Here is a 12,405-nt window from a genome sequence, read left to right as displayed (position 1 = left end):
GATATACCCCATGAACCGCTGCAAGAAACCCACGAATGCTCTCACTTTCATAGCGCTTTGCACAGTAGGTGCAAGCCTTTTTTCCATTGATGCCGCAGCCCAGGCCGACGTGCCCCGGCCGCAGACCCAGAACGAATCGCTGGTAGGCGGCCGCACGTTCCCGGTCGGCACGCTGCGCGGCAAGTTCATGGTGATCGACGGGGTCGACGTCGAACTCGACGGCAGGCCTGACCGCATGGCGCCTGGCGGGCGCATCCGCAGCCCCCAGAACATGCTGGTCATGTCGAGCGCGATTGCCGGTCAGAAATTCCTGGTCAATTACACGCGCGACGCAGCAGGCCTGCTGCGCGAGGTCTGGATCCTGACGCCCGATGAAGCCGTTGCCAAGCGCGAATCGCTCGACAAGCCGCTCCTGAACATCTGGCCGTTCACCACGAACGACACCGTCAACACGCAATAAAAATGCCAGCGGGCGCTCGCCCGCCGCGCTTCCGGAGGCCGTGCGCCTCCGGTATTCCGCCTTCCCGTTCGGGAGGGCCAAGAGAGCACCCCATGAGCAAAAAAGTCTTTATCAAAACCTTCGGCTGCCAGATGAACGAGTACGACTCGGACAAGATGGCCGATGTGCTGAACGCCGCGCAGGGCTACGAGCCCACGCAGAACGTGGACGAGGCCGACCTGATCCTGTTCAACACCTGCTCGGTGCGCGAAAAAGCCCAGGAAAAGGTGTTCTCCGACCTCGGCCGCGTGAAGCACCTGAAGGCCAAGGGCGTGAAGATCGGCGTGGGCGGCTGCGTGGCCAGCCAGGAGGGCGATGCCATCATCGCGCGCGCCCCTTACGTCGACATCGTGTTCGGCCCGCAAACGCTGCACCGCCTGCCCGAGATGCTGAACGACCGCGAGCGACTCGACCGTCCGCAGGTGGACATCAGCTTTCCAGAGATCGAGAAATTCGACCACCTGCCGCCCGCGCGGGTGGAGGGTGCTACGGCGTTCGTGTCGATCATGGAAGGCTGCTCCAAATACTGCAGCTACTGCGTGGTGCCCTATACCCGCGGCGAGGAAGTGAACCGCCCGCTGGACGACGTGCTGGTGGAGATTGCCGGCCTGGCCGACCAGGGCGTGCGCGAGGTCACGCTGCTTGGACAGAACGTGAACGCGTATCGCGGCCGCATGGGCGATACGGCCGAGATTGCCGACTTTGCGCTGCTCATCGAGTACGTTGCAGAGATTCCAGGCATCGAGCGCATCCGCTACACGACCAGCCACCCGAACGAATTCACGCCGCGGCTGATCGAGGCCTACGCCAAGGTGCCGCAGCTCGTGAGCCACCTGCACCTGCCCGTGCAGCACGGCAGCGACCGCATCCTGATGGCCATGAAGCGCGGCTACACCGCCATGGAATACAAGAGCACGGTTCGCAAGCTGCGCGCCATCCGGCCCGAGCTTGCGCTCTCCAGCGACTTCATCGTCGGCTTCCCCGGCGAGACCGACGAAGATTTTGCCAAGATGATGAAGCTGATCGACGACTGCCAGTTCGACAACAGCTTCAGCTTCATCTTCAGCCCGCGCCCCGGCACGCCGGCCGCGGCGCTGCACGACGACACGCCCCATGCGGTGAAGCTTGCACGCCTGCAAACGCTGCAGCGCGTGATCGACGGCAACGTGCGCCGCTTCGGCGCCGCGCTCGTGGGCACCACGCAGCGCGTGCTGGTCGAAGGGGCTTCGCGCAAGGACGCGAACGAGCTGATGGGCCGCACGGAGTGCAACCGCGTCGTCAACTTCGAAGGCGATGCGCGGCTCGTCGGGCAGATGGCCGACCTGCGCATCACGCGCTCGCTCGCGTACACGCTGCGCGGCGAAGTGGCCACGCGCGAATCGTCGACGGCGCCGGCTCCGGCCGCGCTCGCCGCCTGATGGCGAAGCGGCCATCGACGCGGGGCTCGTTCCAGCAGCTCCTTCTTTTCGCATTCCTGCTCATCACCGCCTTGCTGGTGGGCGTGGTGCTGCGCTCTGTGTTCCAGTACGACGCGCTCATGAGCCAGAGCCGCGATGCGGCCGCCCGTGCGCTGCGCCTCTCGGGCGCGGCCCAGTCATTGGCGGAGCGCAGCGCGGCCATGGAGCGTGCCGGGCGCCAGTCGCTGGTGCTGAACGATGCTGTGCTGCGCCGCCGCTTCGACGACGCTGCGCGTGAGGCGCACCAGGTGCTCGAACGGCTTGAGAACAACGGCCTTGCGCCGGCGGGCATCCAGATGTGGCGCGCCCAGCTCGGCGTGATCGAAGGCCTGATGAGCGGAAGCGCCGACAGCGCCCTCTCGCGCGAAAGCACCATGGCCATGCAATTCCGCGAACTCGATTCGCTGAACACCAATCTGGCGCAGCAGGCGCAGTTCCTCATCGAAACGCAGAACGACGCGCTGGCCAAGCGCATCGAGAACGCGCGCCGCCGCCTGATGCGCGAGGTGATAGCCGCCAGCGTGCTCGCGGTGTCGCTGGCGTTGGCTTTCGGCATCTGGCTTGCACGCCCGTTCAAGCGGCTGGAGCATGCCATCGTCGGGCTCGGGCAGAACCGGCTCGACGAACCCATCGACATTCGCGGTCCGGCCGACATTCGGCGCGTGTCGCAGCAGCTGGAGTGGTTGCGCTTGCGCCTGACCGAACTGGACGCCGACAAGGCGCGCTTTCTGCGCCATGTGTCGCACGAACTGAAAACGCCGCTCGCCGCGTTGAGGGAAGGCGTCTCGCTGCTCGAAGACGGCGTTACGGGCCCGCTCAACCCGGCCCAGCTGGAAGTGGCGCAGATCCTTAACCAGAACACCGTGTCGCTGCAGGGCCAGATCGAAGCGCTGCTGCGCTTCAACGCCGCGGCCTTCGAGGCGCGCGAGCTACGCCGCGAACGCACCGAGCTGCTGCCGCTGATCGAGGAGCAGATCGAGGCGCAGCGCCTGCAGTGGCAAGCGCACGGTTTGCGCGTGCGGGCAGAGGGTGAACCGCTCACGGTCACGGTGGACCGCACCAAGCTCGGCACCGCCATCGCCAACCTGCTGTCCAACGCCATCCGCTATTCGGCGCGCGGCGGAGTCATCAATATCGTGGTGTCGAGCACGCCGGATTCGGCCTGCATCGATGTCAATGATGCCGGTCCGGGTATTGCCGAAAGCGACCGCGACCGCATTTTCGAGCCGTTCTACCGGGGCGAGCGCCAGCCCGAGCATGCGGTCAAGGGCACCGGCATCGGCCTTTCCATCGTGCAGGAGTACATTGCTGCCCATGGGGGCCGCATCACCCTGCAGCCGAGCGGGCCTGGCGCGCGCTTTCGCATCGAACTGCCGCGCACGGCCTGATCCCGGATCCAGCCTCCAGAACAACCCACCGCGAATTGCTCGTGAAGCCCTCGGGCATCCACCTGAAACACTGCCTCTTGTCTTTTTCTCGCCGATCCATGCCTTTTTCGTTCGTCCGCAGTTCGACCTTCTCCGGGGCGATGGCCGTGCCTTTCGTCCTGATGCTGGCCGCCTGCGCGACGCAACCCGAGCCCCCGGCCGAGGCCACCGCCCTGCCGCCGCCGCCCGTAGTACCGCGCGTGATGCCCGTGGAGGCCGAGCCCAAGGCGCCCGCCACGCAGCCAGCCTCGCTCTTCACGCTGATGACCCAAGGGCCGGTGGCTGCCATGCTGGCGTATGCCGACAAGGTCCGGCCGCTAGGCGGTGCCGAACTGGCCGCCGAAATCACCCGAGCCGGCGATCCTGGCGATTCGCCCAGCGCGCAGATGCAACTGGCGCTGCTGCTTGCGCAAACGCGCGTGCCGGCCGACCTGGCACGCGCCCTTGGCCTGATGCAGCGCGTGGCGGCAAACCCCTCGCCCGAGGCGCAACCCCTGCAGCCGCTCGCGCGTGCGCTGGCCGCGCGCTACGTGGAGCAGCGCCGCGTCGAGGACGACCGCGACAAGCAGGTGCAGCAGCTGCGCGAAAGCCAGCGCCGCATCGACCAGCTGAACGACCGTATCGAAGCGTTGCGCGCCATCGAGCGCAGCTTTGCGCGCCCGAACGCGCCAGCGCCCACTCTGCCCCCACCCAACGGAACCAAGCCCACCCCATGAACATCCAGCGGTTGCAGAAAGAGTTCCCTCGATGAGCACGACCGGCGCGCGCCTGCTGGTGGTGGACGACGATCCGGACATGCTGCGGCTGCTTTCGATGCGGCTGAGTTCGGTCGGCTACCAGGTCACGGCCGTGACCTCGGCCGAAACCGCGCTCACCCAGCTCGAGATCGAGCACCCGCAGCTGGTGCTCAGCGACGTGCGGCTGCCCGGGCGCGACGGGCTCCAGCTGTTCGATGAAATAAGGAAGCGCCACCCTTCGCTGCCGGTGATCCTGCTCACCGCGCACGGCACCATTCCCGATGCGGTCGAGGCCACGGCGCGCGGCGTTTTCACCTACTTGACCAAGCCTTACGACGGCCGCGAGCTGCTCGACAAGATCGCCCAGGCGCTGGCGCTGGGCGCTCCCGCCAGCACGCCCGCCAAGGCCGGCGACGAAAGCTGGCGTGCTGAAATCGTGAGCCGCAGCAATCGCATGTCCGAGCTGCTGGCCGAGGCGCGCATGGTGGCCAAGTCGGACGCATCGGTACTTTTGCGCGGCGACAGCGGCGCCGGCAAGGAGCTGCTGGCGCGCGCCATCCACCGCGCGAGTGCTCGCGCCGACAAGCCCTTCGTGGCGGTCAATTGCGGCGCCATTCCCGAGGCGCTGCTCGAGTCGGAACTGTTCGGCCACATGAAGGGCGCGTTCACTGACGCGCATGCCAACCACAAGGGCCTGTTCCAACAGGCCGACGGCGGCACGCTGCTGCTGGACGAAATCGGTGACATGCCGCCCGCGCTGCAGGTCAAGCTGCTGCGCGTTCTGCAGGAGCGCGCGGTACGCCCGCTCGGCGCCAGCCAGTCGATCGAAGTCGACGTGCGCATCATCTCGGCCACCCACCGCGACCTGGACGCGGCCATGGAGGCGGGCCAGTTCCGCGAAGACCTTTACTACCGCCTGAACGTGGTCACGCTCACGCTGCCGCCGCTGTCGGCCCGGCGCGAGGACATTCCGCTGCTGGCCAATCACTTCCTGCAGAAGCTGTCGACCAAGTACGGCAAGCGGCTCTCTGGCTTTGCGCCCGAGGCGCTGAAGGCGCTGGCCACCGCCGCCTGGCCGGGCAACGTGCGGCAGCTCTACAACGTGGTGGAACAGGTTTGCGCGCTGTCGAGCTCGCCGCTCATTCCGTTGGCGCTGGTGCAGCGGGCGCTACGCGTGCCGACGGTCGAGGTTCAGACTTACGCCGAGGCCAAGCAGCGTTTCGAGCGCGACTACCTGGTCGGGCTGCTCAAGCTCACCGACGGCAACGTGGCCGACGCGGCCCGCCTGGCCGACCGCAATCGCACCGAGTTCTACCGCCTGCTGCAGAAGCATGAACTCACGCCGGGCCACTTCAAGGCTGACGCTGTCGCTCCGGGTAGCGAGCCTGTCGCCGACTAGCGACGACGCTAAGTTGTTGATTTGAAAGACTTTTTTCCGACCGCCTGCCAGGCTTGTCGGGATTCGGCGACAAAAACAGGGGTTTCGGAGCCTCCCAAACGGCTCCAACCCCGAAAACCGCATTCAGATCGCTCTAAGTCATTGATCTGAAATGGTTTTTTCTACCTGGCACAGGGTTTGCCCCTGTACAGGCATGACAGCACTCAACAGCCCATCTTTCGCACTGCGCCAGCAGCGCGACGGCCTGCGTCAAAAGCAGTTTTCCCCCGCACGGCCCCGTGCCGCCGGGCATTCGCTGGCCGCGCTTGCAAGCGCAGGCGGCGCCGAACCGGATTGCGTGATCAAGCGCTTTCCTGCCATTGGCGACACCCCTTCCCTCGACAAGCAACGTTGGTAAATCACACATGAAGCCAAACGACTTCTCCCAACTGAACGTGCTGACCGAAGCCGACTTTTCGCACCGCAGCCCGGTGCGCGAAGAACGCCACCCCAATTCCGTGACGGCTCCGCCGGTCAATCGCGGCTCCATGACGCCCCGCCCCTGGCGCGGCTTCTGGAACAGCATCGGCACTGCCCTGCTGGTCAAGCTGGGCGCCGGCGGCAAGCCGGAGCGCGAAACCGCCGAAGCCAGCGAACAGGTCAAGCAGCCGTGGCAGCGCGCCGCGGCGCAGCGGCGCTTCGCCTTCATGGCGCTCACGCTGCTGAGCACCGTGGTTGCCTCCGCGCTGTTTGCCGGCGTGCAGCCCGACTACGACAACATCTGGCTCGAATACGGCCAGATCGGCCTGTACGGCCTGCTTTCGGGCTGGGTCGTCACCGGCTTCGTCACGGCGCTCATGGGCTTTTACGTCTCGGTGCGCGGTGACAAGCACGCCCTGTCGGTCAAGCAGGTGGCCAACCACCCGATGAACCCCGAGGCACGCACCGCGATCATCATGCCGATCTGCAACGAAGACGTTGCCACGGTGTTCGCCGGCCTGCGCGCCACCTGCGAATCGGTTGCGGCCACCGGTCACGCGAAGCAATTCGACGTGTTCGTGCTGTCCGACAGCTACACCCCCGAAACCGCCGCCGCCGAGCGCGCCGCCTGGGAAGACCTTCGCGCCGCACTGGCCGACAGCCCGAACCAGCCGCAGGTCGAGGTGTACTACCGCCTGCGCACCCGCCGCACGCACCGCAAGGCCGGCAACGTTGCCGACTTCTGCCGCCGCTGGGGCAAGGACTACCGCTACATGGTGGTGCTCGACGCCGATTCCGTGATGAGCGGCGATTGCCTGACCTCGATGGTCAAGCTGATGGAAGCCAACCCCACCGCCGGCATCATCCAGACCGCCACGCAGGCCATCGGCCACGTGACGCTGCATGCCCGCGCGCAGCAATTCGCCTCCCGCGTGACGGGCCGCCTGTTCACGCTGGGCATGCAGTTCTGGCAACTGGGCGAATCGCACTACTGGGGCCACAACGCGATCATCCGCGTCGAGCCCTTCATGAAGCATTGCGCGCTGGCTCCCATCAAGGGCACCGGCGGCATGTCGGGCGGCATCATGTCGCACGACTTCGTCGAAGCCGCGCTGATGCGCCGCGCCGGCTACAACGTTTGGCTCTGCGCCGACCTGGTCGGCAGCTACGAACAGCAACCGCCGGACCTGCTGGCCGAACTGCAGCGCGACCGCCGCTGGTGCCAGGGCAACCTGCAAAACGCCCGCCTGATGGCCGAGCCCGGCATTCACCCGGTGCACCGCGCGATGTTCGTGACCGGCACCATGGCGTATGCCTCGGCACCGCTGTGGCTCGCGTTCCTGACGCTCGGCACCGCGCTGTGGCTGAGCGGCTCCAGCCTCATCTCCAGCTGGAGCGTGCTGCCGGCGGAACTGGCCGGCCTGTGGATCTGGACCCTGTGCCTGTTGTTCCTGCCCCGCGTGCTCGGCATTGCCGCCGTGCTGATGCGCGGCGAGCAACGCCAGTACGGCGGCCTGTGGGGCCTGGTGAAGAGCTCGGCGCTCGAAAGCGCCTTGGCCATCGTGCAAGCGCCGGTTCGCATGCTGGCCCACTCGCTGTTCGTGCTGGTCGCCCTCACCGGTATCAAGCTCGACTGGAAGTCGCCCCCCCGCGAAGCCGCTGCCGTGCCGTGGAAGGTTGCCGTGTCGCAGCTCGCTCCCATGAGCATCGTGGTCGGCGCGCTGGCCTTGGGCGTTGCAATGATCGACCCGAGCGCGCTGATCTGGCTCATGCCCGTCGGCCTGCCGCTGCTGCTGGCGATTCCGCTCACGGTGCTGACCAGCCAGATCGCTCTCGGCACGTCGCTGCGCGACCGCGGCTTCCTGCTGATTCCCGAGGAATCGCGTTCGCCGGCCGTGCTGCGCCGCGCCTGGATGCATGCGGTGCGCCTTGCACGTCCTGCGGCGCTGGCGACGGCCTGATGATTGATTGAAGCGCTGAAGCTCAGCGCAACAAAAAAAGCCGGCCACTGGGCCGGCTTTTTTCATGGAGCGGCCGCCAGGACAGCAGCCCCTCTCTATATGTGTGTCTAGAACGGCAGCTTCGGCCCGCCAGGACCACCCATTCCGCCCATGCCCTTCATGCCGCCCATCTTCTTCATCATCTTCATGAGGCCGCCGCCCTTCATCTTCTTCATCATGCCCTGCATCTGCTCGAACTCGTTGAGCAGGCGGTTCACTTCCTGAACCTGCACGCCAGCGCCGGCCGCAATGCGGCGCTTGCGCGTGGCCTTGAGCAGTTCGGGCTTGCGGCGCTCCAGCGGCGTCATGCTCTGGATGATGCCTTCCTTGCGGCGGATGTCGCGCTCGGCGCGGGTCATGTCGGCCTCGGTGGCCTTGGCGGCCATCTGCTGCGGCAGCTTGTCCATCAGGCTGGAGAGGCCGCCCATCTGCTTCATCTGCTGAAGCTGGCCAAGAAAGTCGTTCAGGTCGAAGCCCGCGCCGCTCTTCACCTTGGCCGCAAGCTTCTGCGCCGCCGCCACGTCGACGCCGGCCGTGACCTGCTCGACCAGCGCGACGATGTCGCCCATGCCCAGGATGCGCCCGGCATGGCGCTCGGCGTCGAACACCTCAAGGCCGTCTATCTTCTCGCTGGTGCCTGCGAACTTGATGGGCACGCCGGTAACCTGCCGCACCGACAGCGCCGCACCCCCGCGCGAATCGCCGTCGGTCTTGGTCAGGATGATGCCGGTGAGCGGCAGCGCATCCTTGAAGGCCTTGGCGGTGTTGATCGCGTCCTGGCCCTGCATCGCATCGACGACGAACAGCGTTTCGACCGGATCGAGCGCGCCGTGCAGTTGCTTGATTTCGGTCATCAGCACTTCGTCGATCGCCAGGCGGCCGGCCGTGTCGACCAGCAGCACATCGAAGAAATGGCGCTTGGCATGGTCGAGCGCGGCGCGTGCAATGTCGAGTGGCTTCTGGTCCGGCGTGCTCGGGAACCATTCGGCACCGGCCTGCCTGGTGACCATCTTGAGCTGTTCGATAGCCGCGGGCCGGTAGACGTCGCCCGACACGGTCAGCACTTTCTTCTTGCGCTTTTCGATCAGGTGCTTGGCCAGCTTGGCGGTGGTGGTGGTCTTGCCCGCGCCCTGCAGGCCGGCCATCAGGATCACGGCGGGCGGCTGGGCCGCAAGGTTGATGTCGGAGATGCCCTCGCCCATGGTGGCGGCGAGTTCGCGGTTCACGATGCCGACCAGCGCCTGGCCCGGCTTGAGCGAACCCAACACTTCCTGGCCGAGCGACTTTTCTTTCACGCGGGCGACGAAGTCGCGCACCACGGGCAGCGCCACGTCGGCCTCGAGCAGCGCCATGCGCACTTCGCGCAGCATGTCCTGCACGTTGCTTTCGGTAATGCGCGCCTGGCCGCTCATCGTCTTGACGAGGCGGGAGAACTTTTCTGAGAGGGCGGTGGCCATGGAAGAAATGCCTTGCTGCCCGCCGCGGCGGGTCATTGGGAAGTCGTAATTGATGTGAGTGTCGGCCGCTTGCGCCCATTCGCGAAACACCGCCAGATCGGCTTTGCCGGGACGCGCGTGTTGCCCCGGCAGCGGGTTGGCGATGCGCCACGAAGTGCGCGAAGACGGGGGGCGAGCCTATTACACTCCTGCAATGATTTTAGCGATCCCCTCCCCACTTGCCGTGGCGCTGGGCATCGCCACCGCGGCTGCCTACGGATTTGCCGCCGCCGCGGGTGCCCGCCTGAGCCGAAAAGCCACCCAATGGGCCCTGGGGCTCGCATGGCTGCTGCATGCCGCGGTGCTGGCCCACGGCCTGATCGGTAGCCAACCGCGCTTCGGCTTTGCGCCGGCGCTCTCTGTCACGGCATGGCTGGTCCTTACCGTCTACGCGGTCGAAAGCCGCATGTACCCGCAATTGAAAGTACGACGGGCGTTGGCGTGGCTGGGCGCGGCCGCGGTGGTGCTGGCAATTCTGTTTCCCGGCACGCCACTGCACGTTACGGCATCGCCGTGGCTGCCGCTGCACCTGGCGCTCGGCATTGCGTCTTATGGGTTGTTCGGCGCCGCGGTGGTGCACGCCTGGTTGATCACACGGGCCGAAAAGCAGATTCGCCTGGCCACCGAACCGCAGGCCGGGGTGCCGCTGCTCACGCTCGAACGGCTCACCTTCCGCTTCGTCACGGCGGGGTTCGTTCTGCTTTCCGCCACGCTGCTGGCAGGCCTGCTGTTCAGCGAAACGCTGTACGGCGCCACCGTCCGGGCTTGGAAGTGGGACCACAAGACCGTGTTCTCGGTGCTGGCGTGGATGAGCTTTGCCGTGCTGCTGGTGGGGCGCGCGCGCTTCGGCTGGCGCGGCCGCACGGCACGGCGCGTGCTGTATGCCGGCTCCGCCTTGCTGCTGTTGGCCTATGTGGGTTCGCGTTTTGTGCTCGAAGTGGTGCTGGCGCGCGGCACGGCATGAAATACCTGCTCGTCCTCGCGGTGCTCTGGGTGGCGATCTGGCTCTGGCGCAAGAACCGGCGCGAGGAAATGCGCGACGCGCAGCGCGAAAAGGCAGCCCGCGCCCAGCGCCAGCCCGCCGCACCGGCCGCGCCCAAGGCCATGCTGCGCTGCGCGCATTGCGGCTTGCACCTGCCTGCAAGCGATGCGCTCGGCGGCCCGGGCGATGCGGTCTACTGCAGTGCGGCGCACCGTGAGGCCGCCGAGCGCGGCTGAACGGGTGCTGCCTCCATGAGCTCGTCTCTCTGGTCGCGCGGCGAAGCCGTCACCGACTGGGACGTGCTCGAACCGGGCCGCAGCGAAAGCGCCGCGCTGCTGCGGCTGTGGCGCGGCTTCATGGCGGCGCGTTGCTTCGTGGCGCTGGTGCTCGTGCTGCTGCAGGGCGTGGCCCTGGCGCTCGGCCAGACGATGCAGCCGCTGGCCATTGCGCTTTCAGCTGGGTACCTGGCGGCCAGCTGGCTGGGTGCGCGCTACGCACATTTCACGCCGCCCATCCGTGGCTTTGCGGCGCTGTGGTTCGTGACCATCGGCATCGACCTGGGCACCTTCACTGCGCTCCAGGTGCTGCAGGGCGGCAACATCAACTACACGCCGCTGTTCGCACTGCCGGTGCTCATGAGCGCGGTGCTCGGAACGGTGACCGTGGGCCTAGGCACCACGGCCACCGTCACGCTGCTGCTGCTTGCAGACGCGGGCTGGCATTGGCTCCAGCAGCCCGGCGATTCGTCCACCCGCTTCGTGCAGGCGGCACTCACGGGCACCGGGCTCTTTGTGGTGGCGCTGCTGGCGCACGAGCTCGCGCGCCGTCTTGCGCGAGAGGAGGCAACCGCCGAGCGCAACCGCAGCAGTGCGCAAATGCAGGCGCAGGTGAACGACCTGGTGATCGAAACGCTGAGCGAAGGCGTGCTGGTGATCGACGCCGAAGGCCTCGTGCACGCGGCCAATCCGGCCGCCGATGCCATCCTCGGCCAAGGCTTGGCCAAGCTCCCCCTGCCCTTTGCGCTGCACACGCAGCCCGCGTGGCACGCGCTGGCCGCGCTGGCGCGCCAGACCTTTGCGCGCCGGGCGCCGCAATCCGAAGAAATTCCGGTGGCGCAAGCGCGCGGCGCGGCACGCGAGGTGCGGGTACGCACGCGGCTCACGCCCACGAGCGAACAGCGCGTGGACAGCCTGTGCGTGATGTTCCTTCAAGACCTGCGCGAACTCGAGGCCCGCATCCGCACCGAGAAGCTGGCGGCAATGGGCCGCATGTCGGCCGCGGTGGCGCATGAAATCCGCAATCCGCTGGCCGCCATCACGCAGGCCAGCGCGCTGCTCAACGAAGACCTCACCGATCCCGCGCACCGCAAGCTGACCAGCATGGTGCAGCACAACGCGCAGCGGCTCGCACGCATCGTGGACGATGTGCTCGATGTTTCGCGTGCGCGCCAGCAGCGCGTGCTTTCGCTCGGCGAGCAGGTCGCGCTCGACCCCGCCGTGCGCGCCCTTGCCGAAGAGTGGGTGCGCCAGACGCACCGCCCGGGCGTTCTGATCACGCTCGATGCCGCCGACAGCGAGGTGCGCTTCGATGTCGAGCACCTGCGCCGGCTGCTCGTGAACCTGCTGGACAACGCGGCGCGCTACGCCGGCAAGCGCGAGGACTCGATCCAGGTCGTCACCACCACGCAGCGCGGAAGTTCAGGGCGGCCGAGCCTGCAGGTGTGGAGCGACGGCGCTCCGCTGGAGCCCGCGGTGCAGCGCCATTTGTTCGAGCCTTTTTTTTCGTCCGAAAGCCGCTCCAGCGGACTCGGCCTGTTCCTGTGCCGCGAGCTGTGCCGGCGCCACGGTGCCACGATCGGCTACGAGCGCCGCGCGCTTGTGGCGGGTGGGCCCGAGGGGAATGAATTCTTCGTCAGCTTCGCTCCCAGCGAAAACCGGCTGACACAATAG

The 12,405-nt window shown here is 66.9% G+C and carries 11 protein-coding genes; 10 read left to right on the top strand and 1 reads right to left on the bottom strand.

Features of this window, described 5'->3' with window-relative positions; genetic code table 11:
- The first annotated feature begins 10 nt into the window (after positions 1 to 10).
- From GOQ09_RS04590 to mdoH, 7 genes are all read left to right on the top strand, one after another.
- Positions 11 to 460, top strand: coding sequence for a hypothetical protein (locus GOQ09_RS04590; RefSeq protein WP_157612081.1), 450 nt, complete (start codon positions 11 to 13; stop codon positions 458 to 460).
- A gap of 92 nt (positions 461 to 552) precedes the next feature.
- Positions 553 to 1,917, top strand: coding sequence for a tRNA (N6-isopentenyl adenosine(37)-C2)-methylthiotransferase MiaB (miaB, locus tag GOQ09_RS04585; protein WP_157612080.1), 1,365 nt, complete (start codon positions 553 to 555; stop codon positions 1,915 to 1,917).
- Positions 1,917 to 3,344, top strand: coding sequence for a sensor histidine kinase (locus GOQ09_RS04580; RefSeq protein WP_157612079.1), 1,428 nt, complete (start codon positions 1,917 to 1,919; stop codon positions 3,342 to 3,344). The genes miaB and GOQ09_RS04580 overlap by 1 nt, the downstream gene beginning before the upstream one ends.
- A 98-nt stretch (positions 3,345 to 3,442) precedes the next feature.
- A complete protein-coding gene (locus tag GOQ09_RS04575) occupies positions 3,443 to 4,099 on the top strand; it encodes a hypothetical protein (protein ID WP_157612078.1) in 657 nt (218 codons plus the stop codon).
- A gap of 31 nt (positions 4,100 to 4,130) precedes the next feature.
- Positions 4,131 to 5,519 carry a sigma 54-interacting transcriptional regulator gene (locus GOQ09_RS04570; protein WP_157612077.1) on the top strand — a complete coding sequence of 463 codons (1,389 nt, stop codon included), beginning with the start codon at positions 4,131 to 4,133 and terminating at the stop codon, positions 5,517 to 5,519.
- A gap of 193 nt (positions 5,520 to 5,712) precedes the next feature.
- Positions 5,713 to 5,916, top strand: coding sequence for a hypothetical protein (locus GOQ09_RS04565; RefSeq protein WP_157612076.1), 204 nt, complete (start codon positions 5,713 to 5,715; stop codon positions 5,914 to 5,916).
- 7 nt (positions 5,917 to 5,923) lie between these two features.
- Positions 5,924 to 7,939 (top strand): glucans biosynthesis glucosyltransferase MdoH, encoded by a 2,016-nt coding sequence (gene mdoH / locus GOQ09_RS04560; protein ID WP_157612075.1) that lies wholly within the window; start codon positions 5,924 to 5,926, stop codon positions 7,937 to 7,939.
- Positions 7,940 to 8,046: 107 nt separating this feature from the next.
- On the opposite strand, the gene ffh is transcribed toward mdoH, so the two are convergent.
- A complete protein-coding gene (gene ffh / locus GOQ09_RS04555; protein ID WP_126747963.1) occupies positions 8,047 to 9,435 on the bottom strand; it encodes a signal recognition particle protein in 1,389 nt (462 codons plus the stop codon).
- A 193-nt stretch (positions 9,436 to 9,628) separates the two neighbouring features.
- On the opposite strand from ffh, the gene GOQ09_RS04550 reads away from it, so the two are divergent.
- The 3 genes from GOQ09_RS04550 to GOQ09_RS04540 are packed head-to-tail and all read left to right on the top strand — an operon-like array spanning position 9,629 to position 12,405.
- Positions 9,629 to 10,438, top strand: a complete 810-nt coding sequence (locus GOQ09_RS04550; RefSeq protein ID WP_157612074.1) for a cytochrome C assembly family protein — start codon at positions 9,629 to 9,631, stop codon at positions 10,436 to 10,438.
- Positions 10,435 to 10,692 carry a PP0621 family protein gene (locus GOQ09_RS04545; protein ID WP_157612073.1) on the top strand — a complete coding sequence of 86 codons (258 nt, stop codon included), beginning with the start codon at positions 10,435 to 10,437 and terminating at the stop codon, positions 10,690 to 10,692. The genes GOQ09_RS04550 and GOQ09_RS04545 overlap by 4 nt, the downstream gene beginning before the upstream one ends.
- Before the next feature lie 15 nt (positions 10,693 to 10,707).
- Entirely contained in the window at positions 10,708 to 12,405 is a 1,698-nt protein-coding gene (locus tag GOQ09_RS04540; RefSeq protein ID WP_157612072.1) for a two-component system sensor histidine kinase NtrB, read from the top strand.

The organism is Variovorax paradoxus (assembly GCF_009755665.1).
In the GTDB taxonomy this organism is placed as follows: domain Bacteria; phylum Pseudomonadota; class Gammaproteobacteria; order Burkholderiales; family Burkholderiaceae_C; genus Variovorax; species Variovorax paradoxus_G.
Note: the sequence above shows the minus strand (reverse complement) of the source record. Positions and strands in the feature narration are given on the sequence as shown.